This window comes from Thermotoga sp. SG1 (assembly GCF_002865985.1).
Classification (GTDB): domain Bacteria; phylum Thermotogota; class Thermotogae; order Thermotogales; family Thermotogaceae; genus Thermotoga.
In genome coordinates, this window is the sequence record NZ_LNDD01000005.1 from 202,096 (window position 1) to 222,062 (window position 19,967).

General features: G+C 45.8%; 19 protein-coding genes. 4 read left to right on the plus strand and 15 right to left on the minus strand.

Features of this window, described 5'->3' with window-relative positions; genetic code table 11:
- Positions 1-104: 104 nt before the first annotated feature.
- The 4 genes from AS006_RS08720 to AS006_RS08735 are packed head-to-tail and all read left to right on the plus strand — an operon-like array spanning position 105 to position 3,733.
- Complete coding sequence (locus tag AS006_RS08720) at positions 105-848, plus strand: DUF4912 domain-containing protein (protein WP_101513956.1); 744 nt, start codon at positions 105-107, stop codon at positions 846-848.
- A 4-nt stretch (positions 849-852) separates the two neighbouring features.
- Positions 853-2,439, plus strand: a complete 1,587-nt coding sequence (locus tag AS006_RS08725) for a glycoside hydrolase family 57 protein (protein ID WP_101513957.1) — start codon at positions 853-855, stop codon at positions 2,437-2,439.
- The gene (rsmA, locus tag AS006_RS08730; protein ID WP_199167554.1) at positions 2,436-3,218 is read left to right on the plus strand and encodes a 16S rRNA (adenine(1518)-N(6)/adenine(1519)-N(6))-dimethyltransferase RsmA; all 783 of its coding nucleotides are present in this window, start codon (positions 2,436-2,438) and stop codon (positions 3,216-3,218) included. Before AS006_RS08725 ends, rsmA begins: the two co-directional genes overlap by 4 nt.
- Positions 3,203-3,733 carry a glycerol-3-phosphate responsive antiterminator gene (locus AS006_RS08735; protein ID WP_101513959.1) on the plus strand — a complete coding sequence of 177 codons (531 nt, stop codon included), beginning with the start codon at positions 3,203-3,205 and terminating at the stop codon, positions 3,731-3,733. Before rsmA ends, AS006_RS08735 begins: the two co-directional genes overlap by 16 nt.
- Here the strand turns inward: AS006_RS08735 and AS006_RS08740 are convergent.
- From AS006_RS08740 to AS006_RS08810, 15 genes are all read right to left on the minus strand, one after another.
- The gene (locus tag AS006_RS08740; protein WP_101513960.1) at positions 3,690-4,085 is read right to left on the minus strand and encodes a CoA-binding protein; all 396 of its coding nucleotides are present in this window, start codon (positions 4,083-4,085) and stop codon (positions 3,690-3,692) included. The genes AS006_RS08735 and AS006_RS08740 overlap by 44 nt on opposite strands.
- On the minus strand, positions 4,036-4,452 hold the full coding sequence (locus tag AS006_RS08745; protein WP_101513961.1) for a DUF1667 domain-containing protein: 417 nt from the start codon (positions 4,450-4,452) through the stop codon (positions 4,036-4,038). The genes AS006_RS08740 and AS006_RS08745 overlap by 50 nt, the downstream gene beginning before the upstream one ends.
- A gap of 1 nt (position 4,453) precedes the next feature.
- On the minus strand, positions 4,454-5,665 hold the full coding sequence (locus AS006_RS08750) for an NAD(P)/FAD-dependent oxidoreductase (protein ID WP_101513962.1): 1,212 nt from the start codon (positions 5,663-5,665) through the stop codon (positions 4,454-4,456).
- Complete coding sequence (locus AS006_RS08755) at positions 5,662-7,101, minus strand: NAD(P)/FAD-dependent oxidoreductase (protein ID WP_101513963.1); 1,440 nt, start codon at positions 7,099-7,101, stop codon at positions 5,662-5,664. Before AS006_RS08755 ends, AS006_RS08750 begins: the two co-directional genes overlap by 4 nt.
- 84 nt (positions 7,102-7,185) lie before the next feature.
- Positions 7,186-7,743, minus strand: coding sequence for a glycerol-3-phosphate responsive antiterminator (locus tag AS006_RS08760; protein WP_233185709.1), 558 nt, complete (start codon positions 7,741-7,743; stop codon positions 7,186-7,188).
- Entirely contained in the window at positions 7,728-9,218 is a 1,491-nt protein-coding gene (gene glpK / locus AS006_RS08765) for a glycerol kinase GlpK (RefSeq protein WP_101513965.1), read from the minus strand. Before glpK ends, AS006_RS08760 begins: the two co-directional genes overlap by 16 nt.
- Before the next feature lie 25 nt (positions 9,219-9,243).
- Complete coding sequence (locus tag AS006_RS08770; protein WP_041844280.1) at positions 9,244-9,948, minus strand: MIP/aquaporin family protein; 705 nt, start codon at positions 9,946-9,948, stop codon at positions 9,244-9,246.
- 207 nt (positions 9,949-10,155) lie between these two features.
- Entirely contained in the window at positions 10,156-11,856 is a 1,701-nt protein-coding gene (locus tag AS006_RS08775) for a methyl-accepting chemotaxis protein (protein ID WP_101513966.1), read from the minus strand.
- Between the two features lie 112 nt (positions 11,857-11,968).
- Positions 11,969-12,580 (minus strand): redox-sensing transcriptional repressor Rex, encoded by a 612-nt coding sequence (locus AS006_RS08780; RefSeq protein ID WP_101513967.1) that lies wholly within the window; start codon positions 12,578-12,580, stop codon positions 11,969-11,971.
- Positions 12,573-14,510, minus strand: coding sequence for a [Fe-Fe] hydrogenase large subunit C-terminal domain-containing protein (locus AS006_RS08785; RefSeq protein WP_101513968.1), 1,938 nt, complete (start codon positions 14,508-14,510; stop codon positions 12,573-12,575). The genes AS006_RS08780 and AS006_RS08785 overlap by 8 nt, the downstream gene beginning before the upstream one ends.
- A gap of 12 nt (positions 14,511-14,522) precedes the next feature.
- A complete protein-coding gene (locus tag AS006_RS08790) occupies positions 14,523-16,403 on the minus strand; it encodes an NADH-ubiquinone oxidoreductase-F iron-sulfur binding region domain-containing protein (RefSeq protein WP_101513969.1) in 1,881 nt (626 codons plus the stop codon).
- Positions 16,396-16,881, minus strand: a complete 486-nt coding sequence (gene nuoE, locus AS006_RS08795; protein WP_199167556.1) for an NADH-quinone oxidoreductase subunit NuoE — start codon at positions 16,879-16,881, stop codon at positions 16,396-16,398. Before nuoE ends, AS006_RS08790 begins: the two co-directional genes overlap by 8 nt.
- A 12-nt stretch (positions 16,882-16,893) precedes the next feature.
- On the minus strand, positions 16,894-18,033 hold the full coding sequence (locus AS006_RS08800) for a SpoIIE family protein phosphatase (protein WP_101513971.1): 1,140 nt from the start codon (positions 18,031-18,033) through the stop codon (positions 16,894-16,896).
- Positions 18,020-19,585 (minus strand): [Fe-Fe] hydrogenase large subunit C-terminal domain-containing protein, encoded by a 1,566-nt coding sequence (locus AS006_RS08805; protein WP_101513972.1) that lies wholly within the window; start codon positions 19,583-19,585, stop codon positions 18,020-18,022. The genes AS006_RS08800 and AS006_RS08805 overlap by 14 nt, the downstream gene beginning before the upstream one ends.
- On the minus strand, positions 19,578-19,805 hold the full coding sequence (locus AS006_RS08810; RefSeq protein ID WP_101513973.1) for a (2Fe-2S) ferredoxin domain-containing protein: 228 nt from the start codon (positions 19,803-19,805) through the stop codon (positions 19,578-19,580). The genes AS006_RS08805 and AS006_RS08810 overlap by 8 nt, the downstream gene beginning before the upstream one ends.
- Positions 19,806-19,967: the final 162 nt, after the last annotated feature.

Below are 19,967 nucleotides of genomic sequence, written 5' to 3' on the forward strand. Positions count from 1 at the left end.
TTATTTGGAAATAAATTAAAAATTCTCCGCTAATCTCTCGTTTACAACCGAAATCATTGGTGTTATAATTTTTTAAAACGAAAATTAACAAGGAGGCGAGGATAGTGAAAAGAGAAGAAATACTGAAATGGCTCGATGCGAATCCCACCATACAGGAACTCAAGAGATTCGCAAAGAGTCTGGGACTCAGGGTGAAGAAGGCCATGAAGAAAAAAGATGTCATAAAGCTCATAAGAGAACACGTGGAAAATTCTTCAGCAACGAGTGCATCCTCTGGTGCTCCCACATTGAAACAAGTGCCTTCTACAGTAGATCTCACGCTTCCCAAAACCTACAACAAGAACAAACTCGTTCTCATGCCGGTCAATCCCTACGTGGTGTTTTCTTACTGGGATTTTGACGATGAAACTAGGAACTTGATGAAACAAATGGCAAGGGAAGGGAAAGCTGTCATCAGACTTTACGATGTAACTTTCATTATGTTCGATGGAACCAATGCTCACAGGACCTTCGAATACAGACTCGATGAGGTCACTCTCGAAGCAGGGAATTTCTATTTCCAGGTTCCCATGCCCAGGGCAGACTACCTCTCGGAGATGGGTTATTTAGATGAAGAAGGAAGGTTCATTCCTTTGATGAGATCCAACGTAGCAAGAACTCCAACCGCTTCTCCTTCGACTTCTTCCAGGGAAAGATGGTATGATCTGCGTAGCAGAAAGAGAAGCGTGATCCTCTCTGAAGGAAGCCTGGTGAAACCGATAGAGAAACTGAGAGGTGTCACCTCTCCGGGTTGGCCTTCCGGACAAGGAATAGGCATCATGTGGGAGATATTCAGAAGCGGGAGGTAATCGTATGCGTGGAAAAATACTCATCTTTTTACATGCTCATCTTCCGTATGTTCACCATCCAGAGTACGATCACTTTCTAGAGGAAAGATGGTTGTTCGAAGCCATAACGGAAACTTACATACCACTTCTGATGATGTTCGATGAGATAGCTGACTTCCGACTCACCATGTCCATAACTCCTCCACTGATGGAAATGCTCTCTTCCAGAGACCTTCAGGAAAAATACAAAAAACACATGGAAAAGCTCATCGAACTTGCAGATAAAGAAGTGGAGAGGACAAAATCCGAACATCCTCTGAAACACAAGATGGCAAAGTTCTATCGAGAGCATTTCGAAAAAGTGCTGAACGTCTTTCTGTCTTACGATGGGAACATTTTGAATGGCTTCAAGAAATACCAGGAAACAGGAAAGCTCGAGATCGTTACCTGCAACGCAACTCACGCGTTTTTGCCTCTCTATCAGATGTATCCGGAGGTTGTAAACGCTCAAATCGCAGTTGGTGTGAAGAACTATGAAAAACACATGGAAAAACACCCCAGGGGGATCTGGCTTGCTGAATGTGGATACTATCAAGGACTGGATCTCTACCTTGCCCAGAACAACATAGAGTACTTCTTCGTTGATTCACACGCGTTCTGGTTCGCTGATGAACAGCCAAGATACGGGGTCTACCGTCCTGTCATGACACCGAGTGGTGTGTTCGTCTTCGCCAGAGATCCCGAGTCGAGCGAGCAAGTGTGGAGTGCCATGGTCGGATATCCCGGAGATCCAAGGTACAGAGAGTTTTACAGAGACATCGGATTTGACAGAGAAATGGAGTACATAAAAGATTACATAGATCCTTCTGGAGTGAGGGTGAACACAGGGATAAAATACCACAGGATCACATCGAAGAGTCTGGATGCATCGAAAAAAGATTACTACGACATAGATGCAGCCATGGAAGCGGTTGAAGAACACGCAAGAGACTTTCTTCACAAAAAGGAAGATCAGGCGAAAAGATTAATGGATGTGATGGGAGTAGAACCCGTGATCGTAGCGCCGTTTGATGCAGAGCTATTTGGTCACTGGTGGTTCGAAGGTGTTTACTTTTTGAAGAGGTTCTTTGAGCTTGTGAACGAATCCAGGACTTTGAAGTTGGTCACCGCTTCGGAAGTCATAGATACACTCGAGGAGGTTCAAATCGTCACTCCTGCCGATTCCAGTTGGGGAGCTGGTGGATATTACGAAACCTGGCTCAATGGAACGAACGATTGGATCTACCGACACCTTCACGAAATGATAGAAAGAATGGTAGAGCTTGCCAGAAAATACTACGACAGTTCCGATCCTCTCACAGAGAGAGTACTCAACCAGATGCTCAGAGAGCTTTTTCTGGCGCAGTCCAGTGACTGGGCTTTCATCATGACAACGAGAACAAGCGTTGAATACGCAGAGAACAGAACAAAACTCCACATAAAGAGATTCTTCGATCTATATGACCAGCTCACCAGCGGAAATATAAACAAAAAGGTTCTTGAATACTACGAGTGGGTGGATGCGATATTTCCGGAGATAAACTTCAGAGTGATGGCGAGGGATGTGGTTTGAAGACATCCGATTACCTGAAAAAATACGGTATAAGACTCAAAAAGCATCTTGGTCAGGTGTTTCTCTCAGACGATCGAATAGCAAAGCGCATTGTGAAGGAAGCAGGTTTGAAACCAGATGATGTTGTTGTGGAGATAGGAGCGGGTGCAGGTACGCTCACAGAAGAACTCGCAAAAACAGGTGCAAGGGTGATCGCTTACGAAATAGATGAAAGTCTTGCACCGATTCTTCAAGAGAGGCTTTCAAAGTACCCAAATGTGGAGCTGAGATTCGAGGATTTTCTCAAAGCAAAAGATGTACCAGATGGGGCCATTTGTGTTTCCAACATACCGTACAGTGTAACAGGCCTCATAATAGAAAAGATCATAGAGTGGAGATTCAAAAGAGCCATCCTGATGGTCCAAAAAGAAGTTGGAGAAAGAATTCTCTCAAAACCAGGAAGAAAGTCTTATGGATATCTTTCTGTGATGGTTCAGACATTCTACGAAGTAAGAAAACTCTTCGATGTTCCAAGATCCTATTTTGTTCCAAATCCAGAGGTGGATTCGGTGGTCATCGAAATGAAAAGAAAGGATGTGGATCTGGACTTTGAGAGGTTCAAAAAATTTGTTTCAATGATATTCTCAAAGAAAAGAAAGACTCTCAAAAACAATCTCAAGCCGTTCCTTTCCATTTTTGAAGGAATGGACCTTTCAAGAAGGGCAGAACAGCTCACCATTGAGGAGATAATGGAACTCTACAACGTTTGGAGGAGGACTCTTGAATGTTCAAAGGAATAATAGCTGCGATCTGGGATATGGAATCTCTTGGGGAGATAGATCCGAACGTTGTTTTTCTTCTCAAGAGCGATATTTTGAACCTGAAGTTCCACCTGAAGATTCTCAAAGATAAGGGAAAAACAGTCTTCGTTGACATGGACTTTGTGAGTGGCTTGGGAGAAGGTGAAGAAGCCGTTTTATTTGTCAAAAAAACCGGTGCCGATGGAATCATCACGATAAAGCCAAAAAACTACCTTGCCGCGAAGAAAAACAACATCTCCGCTGTTCTCAGATTCTTCGCACTCGATTCGAAGGCAGTTGAGAGGGGAATCGAACAGATCGAATCCCTTGGAGTGGATGTGGTGGAGATTCTTCCGGGACTTGCGGCACCGAAGGTGGCAAAGAAAATACCCGGCAGGACTGTGATCGCCGCCGGGCTTGTTGAAACAGAGAAAGAAGCCAGGGAAATTCTCAAACACGTTAGTGCGATCTCTACAAGTTCAAGAAGCCTTTGGAAGATGAAGTTTCAACCATGATACATTTTTCAGCTGAATACTCCACATCATTCAGAGTGTTCAAGAACTCTTCAATTTCTCTGGAAAACGCTCCAGGTTGGTACCAAAACTTCCTGAAACCTGCCTTGTAGGCCTTTTCTGTTTCTTTGAGGGCCACTTCTGGTGGTACAACAAAGACTATCACGTCCACATCTTTGGGAAGTTCTTCCACACTCTTGTGAGTTTTGAAGCCTTCTATCTCGTCGTATTTGGGGTTCACCGGCAAAACTTCGAATCCTTTGGAGATCAAATCCTTGAGAATCACGTTACCGTATTTCCTCGGGTTAACCGTTGCTCCAACAAGAGCTATCCTCTTGAACTTTTTTGGATCCATTTTCCAACCTCCTCACAGTTCTTGTTACAACCAGATTCGCTCCTGTTCCAAAAAGGTCTTTCAGAACGATATCTCCAGACTTCACGGGTGCTTCCACCTTTATCTCCCTGACGATCTTCATCAACTCTGGGATGAATCTTTTTGGAATCGGTCTGTCGGTTTTGACCGACGCAAGTGGTAGCTCTCCGTTGAGCACTCTTATGCTGGTTGGAACTACCCTCTTTGGATCTCTGATTTCGTCTTTTGCGTATTCTACCCCTCTGGGACATCTGTTACCAATGATCGATTTTATATGACCCTCTTCATTTAGTTCCACCTTAATTTTACACCCAACCGGGCACTGAACACAAACGACGTTCTTCAGCATTTCATTCCACCTCCTCTACGGACACAACGATCTCATCGAAGCCTTCAAGATCTCTATCTGGGATCTTTACCCTCAACATCTCACTCGGCACAAGATCTTCAAACTCTTTCTCGAACCTTCCCACGGTGAGTCTTCCCTTTTCCATGGGTTTCTTCACTCTCAGATAGAGTGTGAGGGGTTCAGCGGGTGTGTACCAGATGGGATGAACCACCATCACGTTCTTTCCAAGCTTTACAGGTATTTTCTCCTGGGGAACTTCTCCTTTTACAAACTTTGCAGCGTATCGTCCTGCCATTTCTCCTTCGTAACTCACGTAGTCAACAAGATCAAAAATCACGGTGCAGTTCCCTGCTGAGAATATCCATTCTTTTGAACTTTGACCTATGTTCGATACCCCAATTCCCTTCGAAGTGAGATTTTTGACCACGAGGTTTTCTATCAACTCCACTTGTGGAATGAGCCCAACAGACAGTACCAGTGTATCGACTTTGAAGACTCTTTCGGTTCCTGGAACTGGTTTGAAGTTCTCGTCGACTTTTGCGACGACAACCTCTTCCAGTCTCTCCTTTCCCCTCACTTCGACCACAGTACTGGAAAGATACAGTGGTATGTTATAGTCTTCGAGACACTGAATCACGTTTCTGAGAAGTCCCCCGGTGTAGGGAAGACGCTCCACCACTCCCACCACTTCCATTCCTTCGAGGGTGAGCCTTCTTGCCATGATGAGACCGATGTCACCTGAACCCAATATGAGAGCACGCTTTCCGGGAAGCCGGTTTTCGATGTTTATGAGTCTTTGTGCAACTCCTGCTGTGAAGATGCCGGATGGTCTGTCTCCAGGGATCATGAGACTGCCGAAAGGTCTCTCCCGTGCTCCCGTTGTGTACACCAGAGCACCGACCTCTACTTTTTCAATTCCTCCTTCTGTGACCAGAATCACCTCTCTGTCATCAACCTGTTTTACGTAGGCGTTCACCAGAGTCTTTATCCCCATCTTTTCCATTCTTTCCTGGAATCTTTCGGCGTACTCGGGTCCCGTCAGTTCCTGTCTGAAGTAGTGAAGACCAAAACCGTTGTGAATACACTGGTTCAGTATGCCCCCTGTTCTTTCGTCTCGCTCGACAAGAAGAACTTCTGCTCCTTCTTCTTTTGCTTTCAAAGCTGCTGCCATTCCAGCCGCACCGGCTCCTATCACCATCACGTCCACCTTCATTCTCTCACCTTCCCGTTCACAACCCAGCTGTTTTTCGATTTCATCCTGATTTCGGACATGTCCGTGTTGAGTTCTCGCTCGAGGATTTTTAGAATTTTTGCCATACAGAATCCTCCTTGACACCTTCCAAACATCGCTCTTGTTCTGAATTTGACTCCATCGAGTGTTCTTGCACCCCTTCTGATCGCTTCTACGATCTCTTTCTCCGTTACCTCGTTGCAGAAGCAGACCAGTCTTCCTGCACGTGGATCTTTTTCTATCTCTTTTTTCCATTCCTCGATGGGCAAGGATGAATAGTGTTTTATTCCTTCCCTCAGCGGATTGAAATCTTTCTTTTTGATGAGTGGAATCCTCATCCTTTCCTGGATGAGTTCCTCGACCACGTATTCCGCCACGGCGGGCGCTGCTGTGAGTCCTGGAGATCTTGTGGCCATGACGTTCACGAAGTTTTCCACCGTTTCACTTTTCTTTATGAAGAAATCCTTCTGAGGACTTTCCGGTCTGAGACCGGAGAAAGTTTTCACAACAAGCGAAAAATCAAGAGACGGTACGAGTTTCTTTGTGAACTCCCGCACCTTCTCAAGGCCTTCCTTGGTAGTAAGAGGCCTGTCTTTCATGTTCTCTGGAAGATCCTCGGCAGTTGGGCCAAGGAGGATTCCTCCATCGACTGTGGGAAGAACGAGGATTCCCTTCGAAATCTTCGTGGGTGTTGGGAATATCACTCTTTTCACAAGTCCTTGAAGTTTTTTGTCAAGAAGAATGTACTCTCCCTTTCTGGGATGTAGAGGAACGTACTCTGCTCCTGCCATTTTCGCTATCTCGTCTGCATGAAGCCCCGCACAATTTATCACGATGTCTGCCTCGTACTCGTGTTTGTCGGTGATCACTTTCTTTATACGGCCGTTCATCTTCACAAAACCCAGAACCTGTTCACCTAGAACGAGTTTCAAACCATTTTGAAGGGCGTTTTCCACGGCCGAGATGGCGACCATCCAGGGTTCTGTGATACCAGCCGTTGGTGCATAGAGAGCATATCTGATCTCCGGATTGAGATTGGGCTCCATCGAAAAGATCTCGTTTTTTTCAAGAATGGTCAGCCCTGGAACACCGTTTTCCTCACCTTGCTTGAGCAGGCGTTCGAGTTCTTTCAACTCTTCATCGTTGAACGCCAGCACGAAAGAACCGGTTCTTTTGAACTCAAAATCCAGTTCTTTCGAGAGTTTCTCGTACATGGCGTTTCCTCTCGCACAGAACTGTGCTCGAACACTTCCTGGAGGATCGTCGTATCCTGCGTGGACAACGGCGGAGTTTGCCTTGGTCACACCCCATCCTACATCTAAATTTTTCTCTATGAGCGTCACTTCAAGATCGTACTTCGTCAGTTCTCTCGCGATGAGAGATCCAAACACACCTGCACCAATGACGATTGCCTTCAAGTCGAACACCTCCTTAAATAATAAAAAAAGCCATACCCCACCCCTGTGGGATATGGCTCTCTCTTCTTCTCTTTCCACCATGTATTATAGAATTTTCCAGAGATCTTTGCAACTCGTTGAAATGGCTTTTGCTCCGGCTTTCAAAGCGGCAAAGATCTGTTCTTTTTTCCTCACCAGACCTCCTGCGATGATATTTCCAGAGTATCGATTGGATATTTCCTCGATGATTTCTGGAATGATGCCTGGCAGTATCTCCAGAAAATCCGGCTCCAGGTCTTTTGCCTGAACCAAGCCGCTTTCCAGGGCTCCAGAATCCACCAGAAATACTCTCTGAATGATTTTCAATCCAAGTTTCCTGGCCGCTTTTAATAGTGAAATGTGTGTAGAAATGATTCCATCAGCACCTACTACGTCTTTGAGAAATTCGAGTGAACATTTATCAAACGACAGTCCCTTCACAAGATCGATGTGGACGAAAACTTCCTTGTTTTCTTTTTTGAGTTTATAAACCATCTCTTCGATGTTCACCACGTTTCCTGTCAGTAGAAATACCAGGGTGGAAGGTGAAGCCAGAGCCTCTTCGATGTCTTTTTCTGTCCTGATGGCTGGAATCACGGGGTACAGATTCACTGCTTTTCCCATCCAAGAGACCTCGACACAGCTTCTTTCCATTTTGAGTACAACCTCTCTCTCTCTTCAGGATCCATGGATGGTTCAAACCTTCTATCCAGCTGCCATAATTTCGATATCTCTTCCTGATCCTTCCAGTATCCGACAGCGAGTCCTGCCAGATACGCCGCACCGAGTGCTGTCGTTTCGTTCACCACTGGTCTTTCTACAGGAACTCCCAGAATGTCCGACTGGAACTGCATCAAAAAGTTGTTCACGACAGCACCACCATCGACGCGGAGTGTTTCAACCTTCATGTTGCTTTCTTTTTCCATGACTTCCACAACATCTCTTGTCTGATAGGTGATCGATTCAAGGACAGCTCTCACTATATGTTCTTTTGTGGTTCCTCTGGTAAGACCTATGATCAAGCCACGTGCGTACATGTCCCAATACGGTGCGCCAAGACCCACGAACGCTGGAACAAAGTACACACCACCGTTGTCCGGCACCTTTGTGGCGAGTTCTTCTGTTTCTGCTGCATTTGAGATGATCTTAAGACCATCTCTGAGCCACTGAACAGCTGCTCCTGTGATGAAGATACTGCCTTCGAGTGCGTAGTAGACTTTGTTGTTCAATCCCCAGGCAACTGTTGTGAGAAGGCCGGATCTGGATTCAAAGGCCTTTTCTCCGGTATTCATGAGTAGGAAACATCCGGTTCCATAGGTGTTTTTGAGCATACCCGGCTGGAAACAGGCTTGACCAAATAAAGCCGCCTGCTGATCGCCAGCATCCCCAGCAATCGGTATCTCTGTTCCAAATAGTTCTTTTGTCGTACGACCGTACACGTGACTCGATGGCATCGCCTGTGGAAGCATTGCCCTTGGTATATTCAAAAGTTCCAGGATTTCATCGTCCCAGTCGAGTTTGTGGATGTTGAAAATCATCGTTCTGGAGGCGTTCGAGTAATCAGTAACGTGCACCTTTCCACCCGTGAGGTTCCAGATGAGCCAGGTGTCGACCGTTCCAAAGAGTACTTCTCCTTTTTCTGCTTTTTCTCTTACTCCTTCAACGTTGTCGAGAATCCACTTGATCTTTGTTCCAGAGAAATAAGCGTCGATGACAAGGCCCGTTCTTTCACGGATGAATTCTGAATACCCTTTTTCTTTGAGTTCGTCACAGATAGGAGCAGTTCTTCTACATTGCCATACGATGGCGTTGTAGACTGGCTTTCCTGTGTTTTTGTCCCAGACGATGGTTGTTTCCCTTTGATTTGTGATCCCTATGGCAGCTATCTCTTCAGGTTTGACTCCTGCTTCTTCGATCGCTCTTTTTGCAACTTCGATCTGAGACTTCCATATCTCCATGGGATCGTGCTCCACCCATCCAGGTTTTGGATAGATCTGTTTGAACTCCTTGTTTACCCTGGAGATCACGTTTCCCTTCTCATCGAAGACGATCGCCCTGGAACTCGTTGTACCCTGATCGAGAGAAAGAACGTATTTCATGAAAACCCCTCCTTTTGTGATAAATTTAGAACAACCAGTTATAAAGGGATGCACCAAGAATTCCCCCAATAATAGGACCTATTATTGGAATCCATGAATAACCCCAGTCTGAATCCCTTTTTCCAGGGATAGGGAGAACGGCATGAGCCAATCGTGGACCGAAATCCCTTGCAGGATTTATGGCGTAACCTGTTGGTCCTCCCAGGGAAAGTCCAATACTCCAAACGAGAAAGCCCACAAGCAACGGATTCAAGCCATCTGCAAGTTTGTTGGCTCCTATTCCAAGAACTCCCATGAGCAACACCATCGTTCCAACAATTTCTGTCAGAAGGTTGGCACCATACTTTCTGACAGCAGGTCCTGTGCAAAAGACGGCCAATTTTGCATCTGGATCGTCTGTTTCTTTCCAGTGAGGAAGGTAGGTGAGGTATACTATAATTGCACCTACAAAAGCTCCAGAGATTTGTGAAAAGACATAACCAGGTACCTTTGACCAGGGAAATTGACCGATGGAAGCCAATCCAATGGTTACGGCAGGGTTAATATGAGCTCCACTGATCCTTCCAACGAGGTAAACTGCCATAGCAACTGCTAGACCCCAACCTGTTGTGATAACTATCCATCCTGAGTTGTACCCTTTTGACTTTTTCAAAACTACGTTTGCAACCACACCATCTCCTAGGATGATGAGTAACATTGTGCCAAGGAATTCAGCCAGGTACACGGACATTTTCTCAATCCTCCCTTATTGTAAATATTTAACCCCCCAACAGTATCCATAAACCGGATACATGCTGGGGGGTCTCTTTTTCTCTGAACCCCAACTATTCACTTTTTAGTTATGATCCACATCGAATTATAACGAATCTTTTTCTTTGTGTCAATATAGTTACAAAAATCACAATACAGTTTCACCCTACCTAGATATTTCTTAATGTTAAATCTTAAACCTTTCCACATCTTTCTTCAATTCATCCGAAAGATTCTTGAGTTCTGTTCCAACATCTGCTATCCTCTTTGCAGCTTTCTCTTGTTCTGTGATGCTGGTAGAAACCTCTTCTATCTCGTCGGCAACCGTTGTGGTTGTCTTGGCTACTGCATCGAGAGCACTGCTCATCTCTTCGGATGCGGCGCTGAGTTCCTGAGCGCTCGCAGCGATTCCTTCGATCCTTGCGGCAAGGTCTTCTATTCTGGACACGATCTGGTTGAAGTTTTCGTAGGATTCTTCCACCAGTTTTCTTGCATCTTTTGTGATTTCAACGTTTTCTTTTGACATCTCGTTCGTTCTTTCCACACCGTCTCTGATGTTTTCAAGGATCTGGCTGATCTCTTCAGTAGCTTTCTGGCTCTCTTCCGCAAGCTTTCTGATTTCATCGGCAACCACTGCAAAGCCTCTTCCTGCTTCCCCGGCTCTTGCGGCTTCTATAGCGGCGTTGAGGGCAAGAAGATTCGTCTGTTCTGCTATGTTCTGGATCGTTCTTACAATCTCTTCTATGTTTCTTGCACTCTCTGTGACCTTGAGAACAACTTCAGCGGTGTTTCTTGAGTTCTCCGAAACGCCTTCTACTTTTCTGACCGCTTCCTCGAGGATTTTCTGACCGTTCTTTGCGAAGTCCGATATGTTTTCTGCACTCTCTGAAATCTCCTGGATGAGTTTGGATATGTTCTGAGAATTGGCGGCGACTTCTTCGGAGCCGGACGTAACTTCTTCTATGGAAGCAGAAGCGTTCTGAACTTCCCGGCTGATCGTCTCAGACGCTCTTGCGATCTCTTCAAGGGCACCGCGGAGTTGCTGTGATAGAGCAAAGAGTTCTTCAGAAACTCTTTCCACTTCATCCTGGGATTTGTCTATCTCCGAGATGATCTTTCTCAGATTCTCGAGCGTTTCATTCAACTTCTGTGAAATAGTGCCAAACTCGTCTTTTGATTTTATATCAACGGACACAGAAAGATCTCCACTGGATACCTTCTCAAGGGCGGAAAGAATCGTTTTCGTCTTTCTGGAAAGAACTCTTCCATAGAAGAAAACGGTTACTATCACACCAAGTCCTATAACACCAACAATCAAAGCGTTTCTGAAGACAAGATTTCCGACGATCTTTTTCACATCGTCCACGTATATTCCTGTTCCCACAATCCAGTTCCATGGCTTGAAGAGTTTCACGTAAGAAACCTTGGGCTCAGGTTTGTCACTTCCAGCCTTTGGCCAGGAATATTCGACAAAGCCTTCGCCTTTTTCTTTTGTTATCTTCACCATTTCGTTGAAAAGGTACACGCCGTTTGGATCTTTGTAGTCACTCAGATCCTGACCGTTCATCTCTGGTTTGATCGGGTGAAACACCATTCTGGGGTGGGTGTCGTTGATCCAGAAGTAGTTGTTGTCGTCGTACCTGATCTTTCCTATCAAAGATTTTGCCAGCTCTTGTGCCTGCTCTCTTGTGAGTTCACCCTTTTGTTCCATCTCATAGGCTTTCTCCAGTATTCCGTAGACCGTTTCAACCAGGTTTTTGGCCTCTTCTTTTTTTCTTTCCATGATGGAGTTGTAAACGGTTGTGTTCATGAGGATGTACTGTGTCACAAAGAAAGCCAGTACAACCACCACACCGAGTGCCAGAACTTTGGAAGAAATGCTTCTCATGTCTGAAACCTCCTTTTTAATAACGTTTATGAAATGTTGATGAACATTATCAAAGAAATTATACCATTGAAGAGGGGGTTGCCCCCCTCTTGTAAGTGTTCAGAGGATTTTTTTATTTCAAAAGGTGTTTTATCGTCAGGAGGGATCTTGTGAGGTCTTCGTCCACCACGGTAACATATGAAGGAAGGTCAAGATGAACACCCGTGAAGTTCCAGATGGCTTTTATTCCTTTTTCAACAAGTAAGGTGGCTGTATTTTTCGCTTTTTCTTTTGAAACGCACAATGCTGCAATTTCTACGTTAAACCTCTTGATTACTCTTTCGAGTACATCCATTTCTCTCACTGCAAACTCTCCGATAAACTTTCCCACGTTGCCACTTTCAACGTCTAACACTGCAACGACCTTTACGCCGACTTTTGAGAAATCTTGGTTCACGAGAGCCCTTGCCAGATCATTTGCTCCCACGATGATCATGTTCGTTGTGTTGTTCACACCAAAGAGGTCGTTGAGTTCTTTTCTGAGTTCTTCCACATCGTAGCCAACCCTTGGTTTTCCCTGACACTTCAAATAAGAGAGGTCTTTTCTCACAAGTTCAGGGTTTATCTCGAGAAACTTTGCTATTTCATCAGAGGATATGAAGGGCTTTTTTACGGACTCCAGTACCTTCCTGTACATCTTCAATCTTTCAAATGTAGCTCTAGGAAGATGGATCATCTCACCCATTTTTCGATAGCTCCTCCAACACTTTCTCAAAGGTGGCTTCACTTAGAATTCTACCATCCACGACCACGTTCGGGGAAGCTCCACAGTTCTCTACACAGAACGTTCCAAGAATTTCTATCTTTCCTTCCATGTCGTTTTCTTTGACGTAGTCGACGAGTTTTTTCAGAATTTCGTAGGATCCCTTCGTATAGCAGGAGGTTCCAAGGCAAACCTTCACAGTTCTTTTTTCTCCAGACGGAACGGGAAGTATTTCTACGTCTTTTTCTGGATACCTTCTTCTTGGACGGTACGTTGTGTGGAGAATTTCGTGTCTTGTGTGTTTATCTTTTAGATCTTCCTCGTAGAGTTTCATGAGGAAGAGGTTCTCCACGGGAGTGAGAAGAGATTTTATTCCCATCGTGTCTCTCAGAACCTTTGCCCTGTGCTGTCTGATCCTGGAGTCGTTCGGATAAGGCTGTCCTCCACCACCCACACATCCGTAGTTACATGCCATCACTTCCACTATAGACAGGTCGTTCCTTTCCTTCAAAACTTTTTTCACTTTTCCAAGTCCGTAGATGATCGCTCCTTTGAAAGATGTTCCATCTTTGAGTGTAATCTCTGCTAGTCTGACACCTTCTTCTGGAACCTGAATGTCCATTTTCTCTATCCCTATTTCTTCGTTCAGAACAGAGAGCACGCAGGAGAAAACACCCCCTGCTTTTCCGAAACCAAGTCCTGCCTGAGAAGACACACCGTAGGGTCTGTCGAAGGGTTGTGGTTCTACTTTGCTGATGTCGATTCTGCTCATCTTGATAAGCTGCGAGAGTTCCCTTGTGGTAAGGACAAGATCGACGATTCCTTTGTGCTCTTCTCTTTCTGCTTCGAATTTCTTTGCGGTACACGGCATGAACGAGACAAGGAATATCTTTTCTTCAGGAACACCAAGTTTCTTTGAGTAGATCTTCTTTATCACGGTACCGAGTGCCTGCTGAGGTGATTTCACACTCGAGAGGTTCGAAAGATACTGAGGATAGTTGTGCTCAGCGTACTTCACCCAAGCGGGACAACAGGAAGTGAACTGTGGAAGTCTCTCACCGTTTTTGAGCCTTTCGTAGAATTCGTGTGCCTCCTCGTATGCGACAAGGTCTGCTCCGAACGAAACGTCGAACACTTTGTCGAAGCCGATCGTTTTCAGAAATGAAACGATTTTTTCCGCCATCGCAACGTCTTCATCTATTCCGAACTCTTCCTGAATGGCCGCCCTGACAGCAGGTGCGATCATTCCTATCACCATTTTGTCACTCTCGAGGGCTTCTATGAGTCTGTCTATTTCGTTTCTGATGCTCAGTGCCCCCGTTGGACAGTAGGCAACACACTGACCACAGAAGACACATTCCGTTTCCGCAAGGGGTGTGTTGAACGCTGTTGTTACAACGCTTTCGAAACCTCGTTTTGCAAATTCGATGACTCCCACTCCCTGAACTTCCTCACAGACACGCACACAGTCACCGCAGAGGATACACTTGGAGGTGTCTCTCACAATGGGAGAGGATTCATCTCTCACGTGTTCTTTTTTGAGAGGTTCGAATCTTATCTTTCTGATGCCAAAATCTTCTGCGTATTTTTGTAGTTTACAACTTCCGTTTCTGTCACAGGTGGTGCAGTCCCTGTTGTGGGTCGCAAGAATGAGTTCGAGGATGTTTCTTCTCATTTCGTATATTTCCGGCGTGTTCGTCTTAACTCTCATTCCTTCGTACGGTTTGAGTGTACAGGAGGTGGTGATCTGTCCTTCGACCTCCACAAGACACATTCTGCATGCTCCGTAGATGGAGGCTTCCGACAGATAACACAGGTTCGGTATCTCTATACCTACGTTTCTCAGTGCTTCAAGGAGATTTCTCTCGTTGTCGTTTATGTTTATCTCTCTTCCGTCAACGAAGACTTTCATCCTTTCCCCTCCTCATACAAGTTCAATGGCCCTGAAAGGACACTTGCTGGCGCAGACACCACATTTGACACACTTTTCCTGATCTATCATGTACGGTTTTCCGCGCTCTCCCGTTATGGCGTTCTGTGGACAGGATCTTGCACACAGACCACATCCTTTACAGATCTCAGGATTGATGACGTACTTTTTGAACGCCGTGCACATTCCGCTGGGACACTCTCCTTCGATGTGGGCGATGTATTCGTCTTTAAAGAGTCTCAAAGTGCTCAGTATGGGGTTGGGCGCAGTCTTTCCAAGGCCACAGAGAGAAGCCGTTCTTATCGTCTTTGAAAGATGTTCGAGTGTTTCAAGGTCTTCGTAAGTGGCCTTCCCGTGTATGAACTTCTCGAGTATGTTATACGCTTGCATAGTACCTTCTCTGCATGGAACACACTTTCCACAGGATTCTCTTTTTGTGAAGTCAAGGAAGAACCTTGCCACTTCCACCATACAGGTTTTCCTCGTGATCACGACGATTCCACCGGATCCCACCATCGCATCTGCCTTCTTCAGCGTGTCGTAATCCAGAGGCATGTCCAGGAAGTCTTCAGAGAGACACGCTCCGGATGGTCCTCCTATTTGAACGGCTTTGAACTCTTCACCCTCAACGAAACCACCACAAATGTCGTAGATGATCTCTCTCAGAGTGGTCCCGAACTCGACCTCGATGATTCCAGTGGCTTTCAGGGGACCTGCAACGGAGAACATTTTGGTTCCAGGAGAATTCTCTGTTCCTCGTTTTCTGTAGTTTTCCACACCGTCTCTCAGTATTCTTGGAACGTTCGCGTACGTTTCCACGTTGTTGATGAGGGTGGGTTTTCCCCAGAGACCAGACTGGGCGGGAAATGGTGGCTTTGGCCTTGGCATACCTCTTTTTCCTTCGATGGAGGCAAGAAGTGCCGTTTCCTCACCGCACACGAATGCACCGGCTCCCTCTTTCACTTCCACATCGAAAGAAAAGCCCGTTCCGAGGATGTTTTCACCGAGTAGTCCCATCTTCTTCGCGTCTTCTATGGCCTTTTTGAACATCCTGACTGCGAACGGGTATTCGGCTCTGATGTACGCGTATCCTTTCTGAGCACCGACTGCATACCCGGCTATGATCATCCCTTCCAGAACAAGATGCGGATCCCTCTCCAGAAGAGTCCTGTTCATGAACGCTCCGGGATCTCCTTCATCACCGTTACAAACAACGAACTTCGTGCTTTCTTGTGCTTTTCTTGTGTACTCCCACTTGAGACCCGTTGGAAATCCTCCACCACCTCTTCCTCGAAGGCCAGAGGCTTTTACAGTTTCTATGATCTCTTCCGGCGTCATAGATGTAAGGGCCTTCACAAGGGATTCGTATCCACCACGTGCGATGTAATCTTCTATGGTGTCACATTCAGACTCTCCAATAGCCTCCATTATGTAGAAATCCTGATTTTTGAAGAGTGTTGTATCTTCTATTCTCGGCACTTTCTCTCCTGTGATGGGATCTATCAAAAACAGTCTTTCGATCGGCTCTCCTTTGAGGATCGTCTTTTCCACGATCTCTGGAACATCTTCCGGCGTCACGTTGGAGTAGAAGAACCTGTAAGGCATGATCTTTACAAGGGGTCCAGAAGAACACCTTCCGCAGCATCCTGTTCTGTTCAATGTGACCTTGTCATCGTCGATCCTCTCGAGGGTCACTTTTCCAAGGAGATCTCTCTTTTCTAGTTCTTTTTTGAAGGTATTGTAGACCCTGAGAGCACCCTTGGCGGTACATCCTGTCCCAACACATACGTACACAGAAGTACCGCTCAATTTCTTTTCCCTGAGATCTTTCAGTTTGTTTGCATATTCGATAAATTCCTTCACGTTTTTAAACATTGGCGCTCTCCCTCTCTTTCTCTTTTATTTTTCTGAGGATTTCTTTCACCTTTTCTGCCGTCAAATTTCCGTAGACCTCATCGTTGATCACCATAACAGGTGCAAGAGCACAGGCACCAAGACAGCCAACCTGATCCAGACTGAACATGAGATCCTCTGTGACGTTTCCGGGTGTGAGCCCAGTTTCCTCTTTTATGGCCTTCAAAACTTCCGGAGAGCCCGCCATGTGACAGGCCGTTCCATCGCACACCATGATCGCGTACTTTCCCTTCGGTTTGAGAGAGAACTGTGCATAGAACGTTGCCACTCCGTAGATCTTCGCGGGAGGAATTCCCATCGCCGTACTCACGTAGTTGATCACGTCTTCGGGGAGGTATCTGTAGAGTTCCTGGATTTCGAGGAGAATCTTTATCAGGTTCTCTCTTTTGTAACCATGTTTTCTCAGGATCTCTTCAACCTTTTCGAAGCGCCTTTCCAACTCCAACACCTCCTAACAGTATTGGACGTTCACTATTTTTCCCATTTCCTGAAGGATGTGAGCAATATCCTTCACCAGTCTGAACTTCAGGGATATATCGTGACTGAACAGTGGATTTTGATGTGCCGGGTTTATAGCCCTTCCAACGAAGAAGTTGATCTCATCAGCCTCCAGAAGGTTTTCCACAATGAATTTCGCTCCGTATCCCATCTCTTCGGATTGTCCCTCGAGGTATCTGAACACCTGAGTCAGCGTGACGATCCCTTCCGTCAGAAGATCGATTCCCTCCATGTATCCAACAGGTGGAGAATTCTCTGAGAACGTGTAAAGATCTATCTCCACTTTCTTTCCAGTGACTCTTTCAAATATCTGGCCCGTGGTACCACCACACACGATCTTTTTCCCGGGAAGACTCAGGAATTTTTTCACGTACTCTTCATCTTTTTCCTTCCTCTCAGGTGGCCCAACGAACAGGTTCAGTATCCGTTTTTCACGGAAGTTCAAACAGGCAACGAGTGTGTCGTCTCCCTTCACATCTCTGTCCAGTTTCTCTGCAAGTCTCACAAAGTGTCTGACGATATCTGCAGGGGAAACGTGATTTCTGAGAAGGTGTTTTATTTCACTCTCGATGTTTTCAACACCAAAACCCAGAGGAAAAAGTTCCGTTCCCATTCCTGCCTGTGAGAGTCCATCTGTTGCCAGAAAAAGCATCATTCCTTTCTCAGGATGAAATTCCCAGATGGAGACTCGTCTTCCCTCTATGTCAAGACTCTTTTTTTCTGGATGAATCCGCCTGTTTTCTCTGAAGAGCATCACCACGGGAAACTCGTACTCCACCACGGTACAGATTTCGTTCTTGAAATCACACACCACGGAGCACAGGTTGGAGTAACTGATTCTCCTCACCCTGCAAACAGGAAGTGTGGCGAGAATCGTTCTGAAAACATCTGTCACAGTAAGACCGTTCGCCAGCATGGTTGTTGCAATCGTTGAGGTGAGGGTTGAAAGAATGCTCGCCTTTATACCGCTTCCAAGCCCGTCGGAGATGCTGACCACGACTTTTTCGCTCTCTTTTTTTACCCTGATCGAGTCTCCACAGACTTCCTCACCCTTTTTGTTCTTCGAGGCGAAAAACACATCACAGGTCAGCATTCTTTCCCTCCATGAACATCTTCAGTTCCAGAAAACTGCTCTTCGTCTCTGCAATCGATTCACCGAGAATACCGGCTATTTCCTGAGCGATTCTCATCTGTTTGTTGAGCATCTCCTCGACCTTTCTGAGTGTCTCCTGTTTCAGTCTGTTCAGTTCGTCTTCTTTCAACTTCTCCTGGGTGACATCCACAAGCATGAGGACCTCTTCTCCTTCCTCGAGTGAAAACCTCTTCACGAAGAAGTACCTTCTTTCATCAAGTACCAGTGTGTTCCCCACCATCTTCATCGCTTTTGTGAGTATTTCTGGGTCATTTTCTGAGAGATCCCCGGCCAGTTTGTTTCTGTAGATCACCTTTCCTTCTTTAAGAACGAAGACAGCGTTGGGAGACTCCTCGACAACCCTATAACTGGATGACTTAACCAGATCCAGAAGGTACACAAAGCACATTTCCTTCTCTGCCTTTCCAAGGACGACTGCTTTCGCTTTATCACGACACGAATCGTACCCGCAGGCACCACAGTTCAGTTCCTTTTTTGGATCGTCTTTTCCGATCGACACAAGAACTTTTCTGACTTCCTCTTCGGAAACGTCCACACTTTTTGATCTGTTTCTGAAGGATCTGAATGTCTCTATCTCGAAGGAATCTACTTTTGGCTCTTTTGGAAGTCTCTTTTGCCACTCGGGAATTCTGTCTTTCCCTGCAGCCTTTTTTCTCATCACAGGACCGTTCAGACAGCTTCCATAGCAGGCAGATGCTTCGATGAAAACATTTCTGTACTCGTCGATTCGTGAAAAGACTCTCATCAGGTTTTCTACCCCTTCCACCACCATCTTCTTTTCCCAGGGGATAGAGACGGTGTAGTTGATTCCATCAGTTGTCGGGAAAAATCTTGCCCTGTTCGGATACGGGGGATCGGGAAATACCTCTTCTGCTTTCATATCATCAATGATTTCTTCGAGTTCTTCGAACGTGAGGGCGATATCCACAAGGCTGCTCTCTTCTTTCTTTGCTATACACGGTCCCACGAAGACGACGGGAAAGTCTCCATAGCGCTTTTTCAGAAACTTTGCGTGGGCCATGAGGGGGGAATCAATCGGTGTCAGATACTTCAGAACATGCGGGAAGTGTTTTTCTGCAAGGTTTACGACCACAGGGCACGCTGTTGTCACAACGGGACCGTCGTTTTTTTCAAAGACCTCGGTGTATCTTCTTGAGACGATTTCTGCCCCAACGGCCGTTTCCTGAACGACCATGGCTCCCATCTTTTTGAGAGATCCGATCACCTTCAATGGATTTTCGAAGTAGGCAAAAAACGAGGGTGCGATGGAGACAAGAAACGGTCTTTGAAGATTCAACAGTTTCTCCGTGTCTTTTCTGTAACTTCTTGCACTCTGGGGACAGACCTCAAGGCACGTTCCACAGAATATGCACTCTTCCACCACCACGGTGGATTTACCTGATTTGAAAGAGACCGCCTTGACAGGGCAGTTTCTCAGACACTTGTAACAGTACCTGCAATCCGTTTCTTTTGAAAATATGAGATCAGGCACTCTGAAGCACCTTCTTTACCAGTTCCTCCACGTTTTCAGGGGACACCCCTGTGAACAAACGCCCGTCTATTTCAACGCAGATCCCCTGAGAACACCTTCCAAAGCAGAGAGAACCGTAGAGTTTGAAGTTATACCTTTTCTGAAGTTCTTTGAGTTTTTCAACTACCCGGTAGGAACCTTTCAGATGACAGGAACTTCCCATACAAACCCGGATTGTCATCGGTTGTTTTCCTCCAATATCGTGAACCTTTTCACGTTATATTTTTCACTATTTTTCGACAAAAGTCAAGGGAATACACCATGTTGTTACTGTATTCACAAGAAAAGTAAACACCACACGCCTCAGATTTTTAACTTCAATGAAAAGCAATAGAAATATATG

What these genes read in the sequence shown, in the direction of transcription:
- AS006_RS08725 (WP_101513957.1), top strand. Translation starts at nt 853, where the DNA reads ATGCGTGGAAAAATACTCATCTTTTTACATGCTCATCTTCCGTATGTT.
- AS006_RS08735 (WP_101513959.1), top strand. Translation starts at nt 3,203, where the DNA reads ATGTTCAAAGGAATAATAGCTGCGATCTGGGATATGGAATCTCTTGGG.
- AS006_RS08740 (WP_101513960.1), bottom strand. Translation starts at nt 4,085, where the DNA reads ATGGATCCAAAAAAGTTCAAGAGGATAGCTCTTGTTGGAGCAACGGTT.
- AS006_RS08745 (WP_101513961.1), bottom strand. Translation starts at nt 4,452, where the DNA reads ATGCTGAAGAACGTCGTTTGTGTTCAGTGCCCGGTTGGGTGTAAAATT.
- AS006_RS08750 (WP_101513962.1), bottom strand. Translation starts at nt 5,665, where the DNA reads ATGAAGGTGGACGTGATGGTGATAGGAGCCGGTGCGGCTGGAATGGCA.
- AS006_RS08760 (WP_233185709.1), bottom strand. Translation starts at nt 7,743, where the DNA reads ATGGGAAAAGCAGTGAATCTGTACCCCGTGATTCCAGCCATCAGGACA.
- glpK (WP_101513965.1), bottom strand. Translation starts at nt 9,218, where the DNA reads ATGAAATACGTTCTTTCTCTCGATCAGGGTACAACGAGTTCCAGGGCG.
- AS006_RS08770 (WP_041844280.1), bottom strand. Translation starts at nt 9,948, where the DNA reads ATGTCCGTGTACCTGGCTGAATTCCTTGGCACAATGTTACTCATCATC.
- AS006_RS08775 (WP_101513966.1), bottom strand. Translation starts at nt 11,856, where the DNA reads ATGAGAAGCATTTCTTCCAAAGTTCTGGCACTCGGTGTGGTGGTTGTA.
- AS006_RS08780 (WP_101513967.1), bottom strand. Translation starts at nt 12,580, where the DNA reads ATGGGTGAGATGATCCATCTTCCTAGAGCTACATTTGAAAGATTGAAG.
- AS006_RS08785 (WP_101513968.1), bottom strand. Translation starts at nt 14,510, where the DNA reads ATGAAAGTCTTCGTTGACGGAAGAGAGATAAACATAAACGACAACGAG.
- AS006_RS08790 (WP_101513969.1), bottom strand. Translation starts at nt 16,403, where the DNA reads ATGTTTAAAAACGTGAAGGAATTTATCGAATATGCAAACAAACTGAAA.
- AS006_RS08800 (WP_101513971.1), bottom strand. Translation starts at nt 18,033, where the DNA reads ATGCTGACCTGTGATGTGTTTTTCGCCTCGAAGAACAAAAAGGGTGAG.
- AS006_RS08810 (WP_101513973.1), bottom strand. Translation starts at nt 19,805, where the DNA reads ATGACAATCCGGGTTTGTATGGGAAGTTCCTGTCATCTGAAAGGTTCC.